This window comes from Bacillus cereus group sp. MYBK95-2, from assembly GCF_051915225.1.
Lineage (GTDB): Bacteria > Bacillota > Bacilli > Bacillales > Bacillaceae_G > Bacillus_A > Bacillus_A cereus.
In genome coordinates, this window is record NZ_JBQAEH010000014.1 from 1 (window position 1) to 18870 (window position 18870).

Genomic DNA, 18870 nt, shown 5'->3' on the forward strand with positions numbered 1-18870 from the left:
CCAAACAGAGCAACAGCTATTGGATTTGTGTAAAACTCTATTTCGTATAACTGAAGAACCATTTGTAGTAAATCAGCATAGTTTTTACTTATCTCTTAGTATAGGAATAGCAGTATATCCATTTGGAGGAATAAATACTACTACACTTTTACAACACGCTGATATCGCCATGTATAGCGCAAAGGAAAAAGGTAACAATGCTGTTTGTATGTATGACGAGACATTATCTCAAAAAGTAACCCGTCGATTACGATTAGAACAGGATTTACCAAATGCAATTGAAAATAATGAGTTGTTTTTATTGTATCAACCACAAATTGATAGTAAGGTAGGTAAGGTTATTGGTGCAGAGGCTTTAATACGTTGGCAACATCCAGAACTTGGGCTAATTTCTCCTTTTGAGTTTATACCTATCGCAGAAGAAACGGCGCAGATTATTTCAATTGGGAAGTGGACGTTACAGAAAGCGTGTCGACAACTGAAAGAATGGCATTCCGCGGGTTTTTCAAATCTAAAGATGGGGATAAATTTATCAGCTATAGAGTTTGAACAGAAAGATTTTGTTCAAACAATGATATCTACTATAGAAGAGATAGGAGTACCTGCTAATTCGATTGATTTGGAATTAACAGAGCGAATAGCAATGGTAGATGAAAAAGAAACCTTATCGAAGCTAAAAGCATTAAAATCATATGGTGTACATTTATCAATTGACGATTTTGGTACAGGTTATTCTTCACTAGCGTATCTGCCTCTTTATCCAATTGATACTTTGAAAATCCCAAGAGAATTTATTAATAGGATTGGAACTTCTACTGATGGAGATGAAATTATACAAACCATTATTTCGCTAGCTCATACTTTAAACATGAAAGTGATAGCAGAAGGGGTAGAAACGAAAGAACAATTAACAGTCTTACAACGTAATGCGAGTTATCTAATTCAGGGATATTACTACAGTAAACCTGTAAATGAAGATGAATTTATCGATTTTTTAAGTGCAATGCAAAATGAATAAGTGAAAAATCAGTATTTGTATGAAGTAAAGTGAAAAGGCGTTCTAATCCATATAGACTAGAACGTCTTTCTTATGTTTATTTTCAGTAGCTATTCAGCAAGGTTTCAGCCTTTGAAAGTAAAATAAGTATCTATATTCCTTATATTAGGGCTAATTCTAAAAATATTTTTATTTATAGTTATTTAAGATTATACTCAATAAACATTTTGTTTTATCCTTCGTGGCAATGCCATTCACCTATTCATATATCAGCTAATTATTCATGTGTGTTAATGTTTTCTCGACGCATGAATATTGAATATTGGCAAGGATGGATATTGAATAAATGGATGGGTAAAAAACTCTAGTAGATTCTTCATAGTGTAAACCTCCATTGTATAAATAGTCTTTACTTATATAGTATTATATAATTTTTATATAATGATTATTAACTATAAAAATGCATACTATTAAGAGTATCGTAAAGAAGGGTAACTATATGAACAAATTCATTATGTAAGGAAAATTCAATAGATTAACATGAAAAACATTCAAATTATTAGTTAGATGCTTAGTCGTTCATTATGAACGGGCTATTTGGCTTTTATTTAAAATAAAGCGAAATTAATTTTAAAAATATGTTTGAGAACCGATTGATGTTTAGATGTTATATATTTGAGAAAAAAGAAACAGAATAATAAGGTATTTGTTGATAAAGAACCTCTTCCATTACATAATTTTACATATTTGGTATAATGTATATGAGTGCTAAATATAAAGGGAGGAATAGGAATGAAGAGGTTCATAACTCATGCAAATGGTAATAATATCTTTAAAAAGTTAGTTTTAATGGTGTTGCCAATGGTTTTAATGATAATGATGATAACCCCATCAAATGATGCATTGGCAGCCAACCAATCAAATGTAAGTTCACTAAAAGGTGTGAATCTATTTAATGGAAGCTGGACTGTTGCTATACAAGCTGCAAATTTACAATATGTGTCTGCTGAGCCATCGGGAAATGTGGTAGCAAATCGTAGTGCAGTTAATGAATGGGAGAAATTCGAATTAATTCCGACTGGGGAATTATATACGTTTGCTTTAAAAGCAAAAAGTAATGGAAAGTACGTTTCGTTTGAGCCAAATGGTAGAGTAGTAGCAGATCGTACATCAATTGGAGCATGGGAAAAATTTATCTTATATAATGGTGGAGACAATAGGATATATGTATTACAAGCGTTAAGTAATGGTAGATTTATATCAGCAAATGGTGGTAGAGAATTAACTGCTAATAGTTATGTAGCTGGAAGTTGGGAAAGATTTGTTATTGTGTATTTCTAAATTTTGAAGTGTTTTATATATAAATAATAATGACTGGTTTAGTTCATATGCATGCTAAATAAAGAGTTAAGTACTTAATACAAGTGTATATTAAGGTGTAAAAAGGATTGCAAGTAATTGTCAGTCCTTTTTGTATGTTAAATAAATAATTACTGAGGATGTAATGAGAAGAAAAAGAACCCTATTGGGTTCTTTTTCAAGGCATATTAACAGTAAGGAGAATCATGAAATGCTACTTCAAATCTTTATTAGGGGAAAGATTTTGAAAAAGCTTAACATACATCTACTTTTACATAAATGTAAGATATAGTAAATTGATAATATTTATACTTACTATTACTAATATTCAATTAATATAATTAATACTATGTTTATAGTGTTAACTGATGTTTAATGTAGTATACATCTAGAAATCTAGTATTAGATTATAATTGTCAAAAAAGCTAATAGATTTATCATTTCAAATTCTCACTAATATATAAACTATTCTAATTGAAATGGGGTTTGTATTAACTCTTATAAGCCGAAAGTAAATAAAATAAACAAAGACCCTGTAAAAAATACAGGGCCGGATAAAGAGTTAAGGGAACACATAGTTTCTTAAAAACATAATAGCATATATGTTTTGTGTAGCTATATGAGGATTTTGACAAAATTAAGAACAAGACAGAAAATCTTTTAGAAAGCAAATATATTGATAGAAATATGATTTGAAGTGAAAATTTACATGCTGATATAGACGAAAAAACTAGAGCACCATGATCAAATTATCTTTAAATAAGAGGTTTAGGTTAGTGAAATAGTTGAATCTTCTTGAAAAAGAAAAATGTTTTTTAAATTAAAAGAAGAAAAGACACCTTTTGAGTGCCTTTTCTTTTGGGGTACAGCTCAAATATTTCTGAATTAGATATGAAACCATAATTCAAATATGAAATAAACAACTTAAGAATTTTTAACATAATCTGAACTGAAAAAAATATATAATCTTGGGCATTGTGAGTAATATCGTTGCTTGTATAATGGCAGTATACATTCAAAAATATGAGCTAATGATAAACTACCTTACAAATATTTTATTTTTAATAATTATAGCGATAACGTATATTAAGTTGAAAATTAACAAGTGGGTGGCGTTAGGATTTACGTTAGATGTAATGGAAAAAGGTATTAAGGCAGGTTATGACTTCTACACACATGATTATTATGGTTTCAGTTGGAGTTTAGCTATTATTGTCTATTGCATATACGAGATGAAAAATTATTATGTTGAAACAAATAAATAGCCGCAAAAAATAAGGGTTAGTAGTTGGAATTCTTGTTAAAGTATACAATTTTTTTAACAATGATATTACGGTCCTTTTTTTTACTTTAATAGTAAAAAAAAGACGCCATAAGGCGCCACCAAATTGGGTAAACGAGGTTTTAGTTTTCCAATCTAAAGAAATTATGTATCAGCTCACAATGAGAGTATATCATAATATACAATCCAAAGAATATGTATTATTACATATATGAGTTTAACAAAAGTAAGATGGGAGTAAATCAAAATAATATAAAAAAGACACTACAATAGTGTCTTTTTTGAGAAAATACTCTATTATTAACTTTGGGGAAGGTAATGTTAGAGTATATATTTAGCATTATCTTTATATTTGATAAACCATGAAATCAAAAGATTTTGTGGTTTATTTTTTGAAGAATAGATATTACATTATTGGCAGTGAGCTATTGATCATTATAAGCATTAGGAGAGAAGAGATTAAAAGTCTAACATCGAATAACGGTTCCGGAATATAGCGTTGCGAAATGATCTCCCATATCCCAAACGGTACTTGCTTGTATATAGCCCTTAAAGCCTTCTGAAGAATAATAAATCTCTTTTGGTATACTTTCTTTAGTTTGGAAATGTGCTTTAGAATATTTTACATAATGGTTTTTAATAACTTTTGATTCTGGAACAATATTGTTTTTTTGTTCCAATGTTTGCTTAGCACTAGAAGGTGGTATGAATTTTTGAGTGTCTTGGTAATTATGATCTAAGGTGTCAGCCTGTACACTGTGTGACGACATAAAGACGCTTAAACTACTTCCCACAATTAATGTTGCAAATGCTAACTTTGAGACTTTCGTTAATCTAATCATTTTATAATCTCCTTTTCATTATTTTGTAAGGTAACTCCTTACACCTCACAGTCTATATCCACTACATAAGGGTGTACATACATATTGATAGACAAAATTCTACAAAACACCTCGTGTTTTTAGGTTTGTGTATAATAATTCAATATTTGATAATTTATCAGAAGTAAAAATATAGGCCTTATATAAATGAAAATGAAGAATTTATGCAGAGCTTGTATATAAAATTATTGTTCAAATATTCTAAAAGGAGTTGATAAAGATGGTGTGGTATTATTAGACAATAATTGATTCGATAGGTTGGATTTGAAAAGTGAATTCTCTTTTTGAGCTTTTATGAATCACCAGTGGAGAAAGTAAAACAGAGATTCAATATATATGCAGGAGCTTTAGTGGAGTAGCTACAAGAAGGGGATAGTTATAAAATTGTTAAAGCAAAACATAATTATCGAAACTTTACCTTGTTTCCTTTTCGGATAGGATAAGTAGAAGAAGACAGGAATTTTTTCTTTGAACTGAGCATTTTTGACAAGAATAGATATTTTCATAACTAGAACAAATAAATGAATAATTGCATATACTGTCTTTTCGTTAAAGCAAAGCATTATTCTTTCAAAGGAATCACTAAAACAATATGTGATTCCTTTGAGAAATGCTATTAAATGCTAGATTAATTTCTAATGGTCCCAGTATCTTTTATTTTGACGTGTGTCTTTACATTTATTTTAGCCTCTGCTAACGCTTGCAACCAATCATCTTTTACTTTTTTCCACTCTTTATATTGAAAGGCTCTAGCATATAGGGATAATCCGATTGGATCAATTTTATTCTGCTGTATTTCATCCAACATATTTTGTAATTCCTTATTAATTTCTTTTCCGATAGCATTTTCTAAATTCTTTATGTTTTTTTTATTATCATAATGCTCCTTATCTAAATTCGCATTGGTTTTTTCTACTAAGGCTACATTAGCGTTTATATCGAGATTAAATACAAACTTCCCGTTTTTAAAATTAACATCTATCTTCCTTGTCGCATTCTGTACGAAGATGGAAGTGTTTGTTTTTTTGTTGGATTTTTTAGGAGGAAGCGCAAGGTGTAGTATCATCCGGCCTGTATTTTTTGACTTATTTATAAGATTGAAGAACTTAACATCTTTTTTAGGGATACGAGTTAAAAATTTTCCTTGTCGATCTAAAAGTGCAATTCCTATCGTGTCAATTTCATTCTTTGTTTTTTTAATAACTGGAATAATTTGCGTCATTCCTTCTTCATTTTGTTCTCTCATTAATTGTTGAATTGTAGAAGAGACGGATTGGTTATTTTGAATGGATGATTCAATTACACCATTTATATAAGATGAAAGTGATGGTTTACTAGGCTTGTGAATTTTAAAAATTTCTTCTGCAGGTCCATCTACAAGTACTACTTTAGCATTAATGGTAGCGTAAGGATCACGGTAAGAAGAATCAAGCTCCTGCAACCAATTTGCTTCTTGCGCTAATTTTTTCCCAATTAAAATGATTTCAGCTTTGGAAGCTGTCATAAAGCCCGTTAACTTCGTATCTATCTTACTGAATCCAGTATATACAGTTGATGCTAGTGTCCAATGTTCTATAGTACTTTTTGACTGTTTATGATGAAAGAGTGGTATGCTTGTTCCAACTTTTATGTCTCCATTAGGGGTTCTATCCAAGCCAATTAACAGGATTAATGAAACCTTCTCAAGAGGAATTCTCTGACTACAACCAATTATATATACACAGCAAATTACAATCCATATCCATTTTCGAATCAAAGTTGTTTCCTCCTAGTAATCCAAGTAAAAAGAATACTGTAAGCGAAAAATATGATGGGTAATACAATAAAGAAAACGACATTTAAGATATCCATAAGGGAATATATAAATAAATATTGATCCACATTGGGATTTAGAAAAATAAATAAGCCGACTATTAATACCAAAAAACCAAATAGCGCCCAATTGCGAGCATTTTTTTGAAGTGAAATGGTCACAGAATCAAAACTGAAAAATAAATATGGATATATTGTAGTGGAAAATACAATTAAATAGTAAGCAATATATATAATTTCTAATCGTTCTATGAAAGAAAAACGAACCCCTTTTAACAGATGAAATACTGGCCAAATTACGTCTTTTATCCCCTCTGGACTAAAGTATATATAAGAAAGAATAGTAACATATAGATAGAAAAACATGGTTCCAGTATTCGCAATTAGTAGTCCCTTAATAGCTTGTTGTTTTTTTTGTAAGAACGGATAAATAAAATATGCAATTTCTAAACCAGCATAAGGGGTAATGGTTTCTTTCGTTGCTTTTACAATAGGGTATATACCATCTTTAAAAATAGGTAGTAGGTGTAAAGGAGCATACATACTCTTTAATGAAAAAAGAAGAAGTAATGGCATCCAAGTAGTGAAGAAGAAAACAAGCATAGAATAACTAGTAAGAGCCCTTAACCCACTCAGGGCTAAAATAATAAAAGGCAATAATAATAATATGGTGATTTGATAAGCGGGAATGGAAGGGAATATCCACACTTTTACAATATCAGTTGCCTTTAATAAAGTATTAAAGCCAGCAAAAAACAGATAAAAGGCGTATAAAAGAAGAAAACTTGTCCCAAGCCATTTACCAAAGTATGTTTTTAAAATCTGTGAGAAGTTTTTGTTAGGATTTTTTTGTAATATTAATATAATAAATACGCCAATTATTGAAGTAGTTATCCAACCTAGGATGATAGAAATCCAGCCATCTGTGCCAGCGGTAGTAGCAAGTGGGCTTGGCATAATTAGCATTCCTGATGCTAGTTGCAGCGAATGAATGAAAATAATAAATTCGAATAAAGTTATGTTTTGGAACTTAAGATTCCCCATGTTGACCACCTTCTTTTTTCTTTCTTTGTTTCGGCTGTCCTGTACTCGAACGGTTGGTAATCATCGAAATAGGAAATCTTACAAAAGAATCTTTTAACTCTTGGAGACGAAATGGTGCGATTGGTATTCCGTATGGTGAACCATAGGAAGTTAGTGAAACAAAATGAGCAAATAAGAGCATTAATCCACTAACAATGCCTACAATGCCATAAAAGTATGCCAATAACATCATTGGAAAACGAATAAGGCGTATAGAACTTGATAAATCGTAATTAGAAACAATAAATGATGCAATGGCTGTAATAGATACGATAATAACCATAACGTTACTCACAAGCCCAGCTTGAACAGCCGCCTGTCCGATTACAATCCCTCCAACGATCCCAATAGTTTGTCCAATTGGTTGTGGTAAGCGAATACCAGCTTCACGTAGCATTTCTAGTGTGATTTCCATTATAAATGCTTCCAGCAGGGGAGAGAAAGGAACTTTTACTCTTGACGTAGCAATGGAAGTGTATAAATCTATAGGAATGATTTCAAAGTGAAAAGAGACTATAGCAATATAAATTGCGGGTAAAAAAATCGCTATAATAAATCCTGCAAATCGTAATAAACGAAAAAATGATGCAATGAGCCAATGTATATTATAGTCATCTGGGGTTTGAAAAAATCCAATTAAATTCATTGGGACAATCATTGCGCCAGGAGATCTATCAACTAATACTGCTATTTTTCCATCCAATATATGATTTGAAATAGCGTCTGGGCGTTCACTTAAATAAGCCTGTGGAAAAGGAGTCCAATTTTGATCCTTTGTAAAATTAGATAGTTCTCCAATACTCAATACCGCATCCGTTTTAATATTACAGATTCTAGTTTCTATTTCTTTGATTACATCTGCGTTTGCTACATCACCTAAGTAAATTAAATAGACTGAAGAAGTGGCTCGTTCTCCAATCGTCAGCTTTTTGATTTTTAACTCTGTAGAAGGAATATATCGACGAATTAGGCCTATATTTTTTGTGGCATTCTCAATAAAACCATCATGTGAGCCTTTAATAGTAACTTCTGAAATCGGTTCTTGAATGGATCTCTCTGCCCAGCCTTTTGTATTTATTAGAAGTGACCGCTTTTCTCCCTCCATAAACAGTACACATTGACCCACAAGTAATCCTTCTTTAATTTCATTCCATGTATATACTATTTTGGTATGAGTAGCGATAATATTAGAATTAAATATTTGACTGTCTTCATTTACGTTTTGTAATAATGGTGTAACAACATTGCTTTTTAATGCAACACCATCTGTAAGGCCCTCAAAATAATATAGTAAGATATTCGTGTTTGTTTTTAATTGCAAAGGGTGTTCAATTAAATCTGCACTAATATCAAAGATGTTATCTAATGTATTTTTAAGTTCTTTTAAGTTACTTGTTTGGATCTTTTCAATGTTTTTATTTGTTTTAATTTCTAAGTTCTCTTCATTTAAAGACAAAATTGACACCTCTTTAATATATAACGATTAGTTGTATATATTATTTTTATAAGATGGAATTTTATTCACAAATTTAAACAAAATGGTAACGAAAATTAATAATTGAGAGCAAAAAAGTAGAGGTGATTTGTGGGGGAATCTAAGTATCAAGATAGAATTGAAATTTGAATGATTATAACAAAAAAGAGCCTTTGATAGGCTCTTTTTCATAGTTGGTAAATATATTGTCAACAATAGATGGCGTTTAAGGTAGTAATTTAGATGTCTTCAAGTTCATCAGCTGAATTTTGTAGGAAGAATTCTTTTTTCATATCTTAATGCTCAATTAAAAAGACATTACATTTATTTGGGTGTTCTAGTGAAATTAAAGTTTACGCGCTAACAAATTTTGCTTAGGGACAAAATGTTTTTTCTGAATTAACAGAAAAAAATACGCGCAAAATTCCTATTAGTTATTTTGGTAGGTATCAAATATTGCTTTGGCCTTATTTTCTTGAGATTACCGTACGTTTATATGTTTCTAAGGGAAAGAAATACTTTCATTTTTATTACCATCTATTGTTTGATTAAGATGGTAACATGAAATTGAAACGTTTACAACCAAGAAATAAAGAAAAAATATTAAAATACGACTTTTTCCGACAATATTTATACGTTGATATCTCATATTTTTATAGGAAAAGGTGGAGGGAAACGTACCTTTTCCTATAAGATGTTTTGTAGTAATTAGATATAACTAAAGTAATAATAATAGCCTAAAATTAAAATGAAATTCCATGAAATTGAGCCCAAAGTCATAAAAACTATTGATAACGTTATAATTGAATTTTTGAACCGTAAAAGTTTTAAAAGTAAGGTCAAACTTTAGTCCACTTTGCGTTTCTTCCTTTTGTGACTAGCTTAATATGGCCAAATAATTGCAAGGAATTTAAAGCCTTACTAATTGTACTCTCTGCAATGTCTGGATATCTGTTACGAATACTTTCCTTAGTAAAGGGTTGTTTTTGTTTAAGTATAAAATCCTGAATTCTCTCGACTTTAGTATGTTTACATATAGAATCAAGAACAGTGTTATGCAGATCTTTGTAAGCCTCTAATATAATAGTTAAAAACGTTTTTAACCAAAAACTACTATTGTGTTCCTCGCAGTACCAATTTACCGAAGATTTATAAATTGAATTGTAATATTCAGATTCGTTTTTCTTAATATACTTATCCAAACATACATATTTTACAAATGTATGTCCACTCTTAATTAGCAGCAACTGCATTAACATAAATGCTAGCCTACCATTACCTTGATTGAAAGGGGTTATGCAATAAAAATTTAATATAAAACGAGCTATTAATAAAAGTGAATGTAGCCCCTTACTAGTATTTAATGAGTTGTATTGATCACATAATTGCTCCATAAACTGTGGAATGAGTTCGTACGGAAGAATGCGGTAACTATTCAAGTGCATTCCATGCTCAGGAATACCTGGAATAATAAAAGGTTTTTCACGCCATTTGGCACTGTCAGAGGTAAGGTAATGTATTAGTTGAAAATGTAATTCCTGTATAGTTGCTGGATTAATTGGTAAAGTACAGGAGTTTTTATGTACAAAAGAAAGTGTTTGATAATAACAAAAAATAGCATCTTCTGAAATATTTTGAGGTACTATATCATCTAAAATAAGTTCTTTTAATCTTTTATTAGGAACTTTTATATCCTCATAAAAAGTAGTGAAATTTTTTATGTAATGTAGTGGTATAGTTTTTTCTAAACTATTAAATATGTCAGGATTTTGTTCCTGATAAGCAGCTAATTTTCCTTTGAATTCGCTAATTTCACTTATTAAATTGATTAACCTCCTTTTTAATTCAATATTTTTATACTTATCATCAAAAAAATCTCTCATTTTTGTTCCCCCTGTAACCCCTTAACACGTTGTTGCATATATCATTCCATTCTAAAGGTATTTCATGACCTCATTATAAAATAACGACAATTTTTTTCTAATTTTGATCATGTTTTAGAATCTATATTTTTATTTGTTAATAAAAATATAGGAATTATAAAGAAGAATCGTTAAGATTCAATTTTAATAGGCATAATCCTAACATCAAATGTATAAATGTACAATAAAAAAATAAAAAAATAAAAAAATAAAAAAATAAAAAGCTATCGACACTTTTGAAAGAGTATTTAAAGGATTATTAAGTAGCTATAGCTATAGATTGGTTTTAGTTTAAAAGTAAATATTGAAGTGGTAATAAAGTTTTCATGGTTGAAAAAAATAAACTATTAATTTGTGACAGTTATGTGCCTAATCTATTCATTTGGTATGATGAGAATTCCCAAAATAAATCCTAATGAGCTTAATTTTCTATATTTAGCATAAAGATTAGGGGAGGTATGTTGATGAAATGTACCATTAAATATAGAAATATGTAACGTTAAACACTTGTATTGTAAAATAGTTTGACATAAGTTAATTTAAATACTAGGTACAGGAACATTTAATAAAAATTCAGTAATGTACCCTTTAAACGTTTCACCCTAAAAACGTTAGTTAAACCTCAAGCATACTAAAGTTTTTCCTTTTGCTTCTGTACCTTATTAGGTAAAAATAATGCAATAAATTGTTAGAATGTTATGGGGAAAATCAGGTTTTTAATTCTCTTTCTTATCTTACATAATCAATCTCTTGATGAGTTGTTTAAAATAAGGATTAACAGGGTAGGAGATGACTATTAAAAAGGACTATAAAGTTAAGTTGGGTAAACGATCAGGGAAATGAAAGGTTAATTTCGTCGTGTAACTGAGAATCTCCCACTTTATGTTTTGCTAAGTGGTGGGTAGTTCATTCTGCCTGGTAATTTTAAGATATGAGTTTGAACATCCTGAAGCAAATCAATATATAAATTACAGTAGTTATGTGATTATAGGAGTAAATGTCTAAGATTAAAGGATTTGTGTGCATTCACCATGTAAATATAAGTAGATTATTTATTGTGTTTTTTTAGGTTTAGAAAATATGTGTGAATTTAGCTATAGAAATGACTTATTTGCAAGTTATATAATAGGATTGTGAGGTCTGGAAGAAACTGATATTATTAGTTCTTTCCAGACTTTTTTACTTTAAAAGTGTATTTTTTTTACATAAGGTTAAATATAATTCTTTAAATTAATGTTTGAATTTTTTGTGAAATTAAGCGGGGGTTTCATTCCTCTATTAATACATAATGTTACAAAATAGACTTATTGTATTTATTTTATTTTTATATGAGATTAAAAATAATAATAAACGTACCCATGTATGAGAGGTATTAGTATATTTATTAGTAATTTGTTCGTTTATCTCTATATTGCTATTATATTAGCGATAACAATAATATATTGAGGGGACAAGAATGAATTTGAAACTTACATCTAAATTTGAAAGATTAAGAAAAAGTAAAAAAGGAATTGGTGCTTGTGTTTTAGCTGCAGGGGTAACGGCTATTACTATGATTCCTCAAAGTGCTTATGCACATGGATTTGTTGAAAAGCCAAGTAGTCGTGCTGCTTTATGTAGTCAGAATTATGGAGCATTGAATTTAAATTGTGGAAATATAATGTACGAACCTCAAAGCCTAGAAGCACCTAAAGGATTCCCAGATGGGGGACCGATTGATGGAAAAATCGCTTCGGCAGGAGGACTGTTTGGAGGAATTCTTGACCAACAAACATCAAATCGCTGGTTCAAAAACACGATTAAGGGTGGAGCAAATACCTTTACATGGAAATATACAGCTGCACATCCTACAAGTAAATGGCATTATTACATTACAAAAAAGGGATGGGATCCTAATAAACCATTAACACGTGCTGAATTAGAACCAATTGGAACTGTGAAACATGATGGTTCTGCCGCATCAAATAATTTAACACATACAATTAATGTACCAACTGATCGTAATGGTTATCATGTTATTTTAGCTGTATGGGATGTAGCAGATACGTCAAATGCGTTTTATAATGTAATTGATGTAAATCTAGTAAATAATGAAACTCCCGATACAGTAGCTCCAAGTCAACCAACTGAATTAAATGCGTCTAAAGTTACTGCCAATAGTGTTGCACTAACATGGAAGGCTTCTACGGATAATATAGATGTAAAGGAATATCAAGTGTTACGCAATGGGGAAGTAATTGATACGGTACCAGGTACAACATTTATTGATAAAAAACTAAAAGCAAATACGGAATATAGCTATACAATAAAGGCGTTAGACTCTGCTGGAAACATATCAAAAGAAAGTGAAGAACTAAAGGTTAAGACAACAAATGAAATCCCAGATATAGAAGCTCCGACTCAACCGAAAGGATTACATAGTATGAGTACAACAGCAACAACTGTTGACTTGATGTGGAGTCCGTCTGAAGATAATGTAGGCGTAGACCATTATATTGTATATAGAGAAAGCTTTGGAGTTATGAATAAAATTGGGACAACGGATAATACATCCTTTATGGATAAAGAATTAAAGGCTAATACATCGTATAAATATGTAGTGACGGCGGTAGATTTAGCTGGAAATGAATCTAGTAGAAGTGATGTATTAAATGTAATAACAGAGTCAGAGGATTTCACATATGAAAAATGGGATGCAAGAAAAGCATATACAAAAGGTGATAGAGTAGTACATGAGGGAAAAGTGTATGAAGCAGTTCAAGATTATCAAGGCAATGGTGACACAAATTGGATTTTTTCCCTATCGCTTTGGAAGCCAGTTTTGAATAAATGATAAGTGGGAAAATGTAGTTAACATTTTTGAACTTTTCTTTGAGAGTAAAGGTTCGTTCCAAATATAAATCCCTTAATGATTTAAATGATACACTAATAAATTTAATCACCATCCTAATGTTTACGAAATGAAAGCAGAAAAGAATCCCAATGGTATTCCATCAAAAAGGAACCCCAATGGGATTCTTTTACTTTCTAATTTGTAATAGCGTATATTTTTACAGTGAATTTGCTAGTGGCACCAATTGGACTTGCGATATAATATTTAGTATTTGTGTAAGCCTCAGTCCTAGATCTATGTAAAATATTTTTCCAACGAATAGAATCGGTACCCAAGGAAACATCAATCATTACATTGAAAGAGATAGTAGAAGGATGATCTTTCTCTGAAGGCTCAATAATCCATTTTAATTCTTTAGTCCCTACAGATAAATTATCAATTTTAAAGTTTTGACTAGAACGATTTTTTTGTCTAGATAAAGGACTAGATTCGGATGGAATTTGCCAAATCTATTCTATGTGTGAACATCATTTGGTACCTTTTTTTGGGAGTGCCCATATAGGTTATATTCCTAATAACGGAAAAGTAACTGGGTTAAGTAAGTTAGCTAGAGCTTTAGAAACCATATGCAAAAGACCACAGTTGCAGGAAAGAATAACCAATGAATTAGCTAATGTAATTTTTGAAACTAAAGCCAAAAGGAGTAATTGTAGTAATTGAAGCTGAGCATATGTGTATGACAATGAGAGGTGTGAAAAAAACTGGTTCAATGACTATAACTTCGACCTATAAAGGAATATTTAAAGATAATAGTACACTTCGAAGTGAAACTTTAAATTTGATAGAGAGATAGAATTATATCATTATTATGCTAAAAAAGAACATACAGAACCTATGTTAAATAATAATTTGTATTCTATTCATGAGCAAACGCATAGATGAAAATAGACGTTCATTATCGTAGTACGTCTAATCAAAAGGCAGTGCTGAAGGCTTTGGTAGTGCTTTTTCTAAATTAACTTTTTGATATATTTCATTCTGTTCACAATATCATTTTATATTTTTTGAGTATATATCTTAAACATAATTGATATATGAAAGGGTGAGAGTATGATTTCATCATATTCAGTAAGGCCCCTGAAGAAGGATATTAAGCGCTATCTAGAAAACAAATAAGGGCGAATCAACAACAGGAAGATGGTAGTAAAGCTCCTATTTTTCTAATATCTATAAGTTCGCACGAAATACCGTTTTTACGAACAATAAGATGTATAAATAAAAATCTAATACAGTATTTAGGGATTTCGAACTCATTAGCATCAATCTCCGTATATTGGTATATGTCCATGTGATTCATATTTTATATAGAAATTATCAAATACTAAATTACTCATTACAAAATTTTTATAGTAAATTACATTTAAATTTATAAAGGTTTTTCTTATGTTGGTCTATTTAACTCCTTATAATCATGATTAAATTAACCGATTCGTATTTTATAACAACTGTTAAAAATTTTTCGTGTATTCATTTTGTATGAATTTATATATAAAAATTGTTTTATTTTGCACACCTGTGAATGTGATTTTTGTACAAATTTTTATAGCTTAATACAAGTTTATCACGTTCTTATCTATAATTTTATTAGAATGACTACACTATCCTTATTTAATTTCGAGTATATTTTAGCATCCCATAATTTAATTATGTAAATAAGTCTGTGTAAAAATTGAATTTAATGCGAACTTGTGTTCGCATCCTTTTTCTGTTATAGTATATATGAGGTGATTTTTATGGATTACAGTAAACAACGTCAAAAATCAGTACATCGTAAAAAATTATATGAGAATTTAAATGAAATGCCCTTTTACATAGAAGAATTTGTGGAGTACAAAGAATTGCATGATGCCTCTCCCTCCACCCTACTAAATTATGTATATGATTTTAGAGTCTTCTTTAATTGGCTATTATCTGAACAAATTATTGAATTTAAGCCCATTAAAGACATATCCTTCTCTGATTTGGAGAATTTAAAGAAAAAAGATGTTGAGAACTTTATGAGGTTTCTAAAACTACAACAAAACATGCAGAATTCCTCTGTTAACAGAAAAATTTCGGCCTTAAAGTCTTTATTTAAGTACCTCACCTCCCTATCAGAGAATGAAGATGGAGAATGCTATTTTTATAGAAATGTAATGGCTAAAATTGAAATACATAAAGATAAAGAAACATTAAATGCTCGTGCAAAACGTATGAGATCTAAAATATTCCATAATGATGATGATCAAGAATTTCTGAATTATGTTAAGTACGAACATGAAAAATCTTTAACAAAACATCAGTTATTCTATTTCCTAAGAGATAAGGAGCGTGATGTAGCTATCCTCTCCCTCTTTCTTGGTAGTGGTATTCGTGTAAGTGAATTGGCCGACCTCCGCATGGAAGATATAAACTTAAAGGAAAGACTAATTGATGTAATCCGAAAAGGAAACAAAGAAGATTCCGTTTGGATTACCCCAATTGCATTAAATGATCTTGAAAAATATATGGAGATTAGAGATAACAAATATGCTCCAGGGAAAGAATTACAAAATGTATTCTTATCGAAGTATAAACATACTGCACAGCCTCTTTCTGTTAGGGCTATCCAAGATATAGTTGAAAAATATACTAAAGCCTTTGGCAAAAAAATGTCTCCTCATAAATTAAGACATACATTGGCAAATAAATTATATATGGAAGAAAAGGATTCATTACAAGTGATGCAGCAACTTGGGCATACCAGTCAAGATACAGCTTTGTTATACACTCAACTTGGGGAAACAACTATTAAAGATAGTCTAGGAAGAATAGGAAAGAATAAATAATAAAAGTTCAGCAACTTTGCATTGCTGAACTTTTATTATTCCCCTTGATAAGACGATGGATTTAAAATCTATAATAAATTTCCTTAATTTCGAAATTTATTATCTAAAAAATATATAGTTTAAATTCTACTTTAATTAGAAATAAGAGTAGAATTTAAACTCTCTTTAATAGGGGTTATTATACAAAGACATGAAAATCCAAACTATTTAGGGGTTTAGCCGAGATACGTGTAAAAACGGGTCATAAGTTGTATTTTATTTCCATTATGAGATTTCGGTGTAACAAAAAGGTGTTTTACTAGTAATGTTAAGAATTATTTTTGATACAGTATTTTGTTAAAGCAAATTTAATAGTTAGGATATTTCATATTTCCAAATAAAAAATGTAACAAAACCTAACAATTAAAACATTTTTTGTTACATTAGATGGTGTGTTATAATGAGTTATCGTTAACTTTAAGAGAATCAAGCCTACATATAGGAGGAGTCTAAATGAATTTATCTCAGGAAAAAAAACTAGAACTTATGATGCATATTATTACTTTATTATCTTTCATCATTCTCACTCTTTTTAGCATTACAATTTTTTATATACCCTTAATTTTTTATTTCATATTCAAATCAAAAAAACTTCGTATAATTGCTATTGAAACAGCCGTTTATCAGCTATTCACTTGGATTATTGTATTGATTTGGAATACTTTTGTAATGAGGACTTTAATGTTTTCTATGTTCCATTCCGATATGAACATGAGTAATATGTCCATGATATTGTGGACAGCCCCAATTTATATAGTCCTAACTATTTTATTAGCTTTCGGGCCCCTTAAAGGAATTTTACATGTATTACAAGAGAAAGATTTTCATTATCCTATTATCTCCAAATGGATTAGCAAGTAAAAATAAATAAAGAAGAATCCAGCGAATTATGGATTCTTCTTTATTTTGTATTTAAATGCTAGTTGTATTTATAATTGAGATATTTTTTAACTTCTAAAAATACTTAAAATAAGCATCGCTAAACCGCTTAATGCCATAAAAGTAAAAGCACCATAGCCAAAAATTCCAATCCATTTTGGTAATTGATTCATGTTAGCTTTATTTGTTGGGACTCCTTGTATAGAAAACATCATTTCTTGGTCTCGATCCCTATTATTTTGTTGTTGGTACATAAACTCATCACCTTTCTGGCAATTTTACTTATAGTGTATCAAATTGGCTGCAATTGCAACAGGAAAGAACAAGTATATAATAATAAAAAGAATTACTTATATTATAATTTAAAAATAAGATAAAAATATTGAGAAAATTCAGAACGTATTGAATATATATGTACCTTTATTTATAATTGATTATGAGTTGGAGTACTAATCTGTCATCTGTTCCTTTTTCTAAAGAAGATTGAAATCAATCTTCTTTTTTTTTGTTAGTTCCTCTTTCCTCGAAAAAAGAACAAGAATTACTTAAGAATTGTGGAAATAGCTTGCTTGTAGACTAGTTGTTGCTTACCATGAACGATCATAAGAACGGTGAATTTATCCATTGCAAGGACCTGCCCACGTATTGGAACACCATTCATTAAAATTACAGTAACTTCCCCTTTTCTTTCTTTCAATTGTTCATACATATCTTCTTGTAAGTTATACATGAAATACGCCCCCTAATTGCATCTACTTTTCTTTTAATGCTTGCTACATCTCTTGGTTGTTTATTTGTATTTCCCATTCACCTTCTATTTTTCTAAACCATTCTCCTATTTTGCTTAGGTAATATCTTTTTATTTCACCATTAGGAATCCAAATTTCACGTTCCTGTATTTGATTTATCAATTCATGAAGAATCTCATCATGTTCATACTTTTTAGGTTTTCTATAATGTGTTTTTACAAACTGTGTTTTTACAAACTGTGTATATTCTCTACGTAACCAATTAGAAATATGTTGTCTTTGTCTTTGCTTGAGATGTGACCATTTTTTATTTGTTTAAAGGATTTTTCCATTTACTTTTATATGTTTTTTCATCGACACTCATCTCCTTTTACTAGCAAAACGAATATATAACTATCGTATCACATTTTAATTGAAATACGAATCTAGGTACATATTTCGCAAGAAATCTATCCAAAATGTGGGAATGACAGGGTTGCTGTCATAGACAGCAAAGTAAGTTTTAAATAAAGAATAAAACATTATGATTGTTGGTACGGGAACATCCGGTATTGGAAAATCTACATTTATTACAATAATTACTGGTTTAATTGAATTACCAGTAGGATAAGAAGTGCACGGTGCACTTTTGGAAAATGTTTGTGGTAATCATTTTGTTACACAATAATCAGAAAATGGAAATGAAATACAGCC

The 18870-nt window shown here is 30.0% G+C and carries 13 protein-coding genes and 3 pseudogenes; 7 read left to right on the forward strand and 9 right to left on the reverse strand.

Going from position 1 to position 18870, the window contains the following annotated elements:
• The 3 genes from ACTFN4_RS27805 to ACTFN4_RS27815 all read left to right on the forward strand — a co-directional run.
• On the forward strand, window positions 1-1018 hold a 1018-nt coding region (locus ACTFN4_RS27805; protein WP_439963108.1), incomplete at its 5' end, for a putative bifunctional diguanylate cyclase/phosphodiesterase.
• Window positions 1019-1789: 771 nt separating this feature from the next.
• The gene (locus tag ACTFN4_RS27810; RefSeq protein ID WP_086401798.1) at window positions 1790-2338 is read left to right on the forward strand and encodes a fascin domain-containing protein; all 549 of its coding nucleotides are present in this window, start codon (window positions 1790-1792) and stop codon (window positions 2336-2338) included.
• Window positions 2339-3357: 1019 nt separating this feature from the next.
• Complete coding sequence (locus ACTFN4_RS27815) at window positions 3358-3621, forward strand: hypothetical protein (protein ID WP_439963109.1); 264 nt, start codon at window positions 3358-3360, stop codon at window positions 3619-3621.
• A gap of 484 nt (window positions 3622-4105) precedes the next feature.
• Here the strand turns inward: ACTFN4_RS27815 and ACTFN4_RS27820 are convergent, their stop codons facing one another.
• The 5 genes from ACTFN4_RS27820 to ACTFN4_RS27840 all read right to left on the reverse strand — a co-directional run bounded on the left by ACTFN4_RS27820 (window position 4106) and on the right by ACTFN4_RS27840 (window position 10771).
• The gene (locus ACTFN4_RS27820) at window positions 4106-4480 is read right to left on the reverse strand and encodes a hypothetical protein (RefSeq protein WP_439963110.1); all 375 of its coding nucleotides are present in this window, start codon (window positions 4478-4480) and stop codon (window positions 4106-4108) included.
• Window positions 4481-5147: 667 nt separating this feature from the next.
• Window positions 5148-6275: a Ger(x)C family spore germination protein gene (locus tag ACTFN4_RS27825; protein ID WP_439963111.1), complete on the reverse strand. Its 1128-nt coding sequence runs from the start codon at window positions 6273-6275 to the stop codon at window positions 5148-5150.
• Window positions 6272-7375, reverse strand: coding sequence for a GerAB/ArcD/ProY family transporter (locus ACTFN4_RS27830; RefSeq protein ID WP_439963112.1), 1104 nt, complete (start codon window positions 7373-7375; stop codon window positions 6272-6274). The genes ACTFN4_RS27825 and ACTFN4_RS27830 overlap by 4 nt, the downstream gene beginning before the upstream one ends.
• Window positions 7362-8870, reverse strand: a complete 1509-nt coding sequence (locus ACTFN4_RS27835) for a spore germination protein (RefSeq protein WP_439963113.1) — start codon at window positions 8868-8870, stop codon at window positions 7362-7364. The genes ACTFN4_RS27830 and ACTFN4_RS27835 overlap by 14 nt, the downstream gene beginning before the upstream one ends.
• Window positions 8871-9727: 857 nt before the next feature.
• On the reverse strand, window positions 9728-10771 hold the full coding sequence (locus ACTFN4_RS27840; RefSeq protein ID WP_439963114.1) for a Fic family protein: 1044 nt from the start codon (window positions 10769-10771) through the stop codon (window positions 9728-9730).
• A gap of 1495 nt (window positions 10772-12266) precedes the next feature.
• Between ACTFN4_RS27840 and ACTFN4_RS27845 the strand changes: the two genes are divergently transcribed.
• Window positions 12267-13643 carry a lytic polysaccharide monooxygenase gene (locus ACTFN4_RS27845; protein WP_173600902.1) on the forward strand — a complete coding sequence of 459 codons (1377 nt, stop codon included), beginning with the start codon at window positions 12267-12269 and terminating at the stop codon, window positions 13641-13643.
• A 194-nt stretch (window positions 13644-13837) separates the two neighbouring features.
• Here the strand turns inward: ACTFN4_RS27845 and ACTFN4_RS27850 are convergent.
• Window positions 13838-14152: pseudogene (locus ACTFN4_RS27850) on the reverse strand (phosphatidylinositol-specific phospholipase C); the annotation flags it as partial.
• A 1-nt stretch (window position 14153) separates the two neighbouring features.
• Between ACTFN4_RS27850 and folE the strand changes: the two are divergent.
• The 3 genes and pseudogenes from folE to ACTFN4_RS27865 all read left to right on the forward strand — a co-directional run.
• Window positions 14154-14496: pseudogene (gene folE / locus ACTFN4_RS27855) on the forward strand (GTP cyclohydrolase I); the annotation flags it as partial.
• 940 nt (window positions 14497-15436) lie between these two features.
• The gene (gene xerS / locus ACTFN4_RS27860; protein ID WP_016078424.1) at window positions 15437-16510 is read left to right on the forward strand and encodes a tyrosine recombinase XerS; all 1074 of its coding nucleotides are present in this window, start codon (window positions 15437-15439) and stop codon (window positions 16508-16510) included.
• Between the two features lie 492 nt (window positions 16511-17002).
• Window positions 17003-17410 carry a hypothetical protein gene (locus ACTFN4_RS27865; RefSeq protein WP_053513828.1) on the forward strand — a complete coding sequence of 136 codons (408 nt, stop codon included), beginning with the start codon at window positions 17003-17005 and terminating at the stop codon, window positions 17408-17410.
• A gap of 86 nt (window positions 17411-17496) precedes the next feature.
• On the opposite strand, the gene ACTFN4_RS27870 is transcribed toward ACTFN4_RS27865, so the two are convergent.
• From ACTFN4_RS27870 to ACTFN4_RS27880, 3 genes and pseudogenes are all read right to left on the reverse strand, one after another.
• On the reverse strand, window positions 17497-17682 hold the full coding sequence (locus tag ACTFN4_RS27870) for a hypothetical protein (RefSeq protein WP_050845511.1): 186 nt from the start codon (window positions 17680-17682) through the stop codon (window positions 17497-17499).
• A gap of 287 nt (window positions 17683-17969) precedes the next feature.
• Entirely contained in the window at window positions 17970-18158 is a 189-nt protein-coding gene (gene hfq / locus ACTFN4_RS27875; protein WP_341290929.1) for an RNA chaperone Hfq, read from the reverse strand.
• Window positions 18159-18201: 43 nt separating this feature from the next.
• A pseudogene (locus ACTFN4_RS27880) lies at window positions 18202-18531 on the reverse strand (transposase).
• Between the last annotated feature and the right edge of the window lie 339 nt (window positions 18532-18870).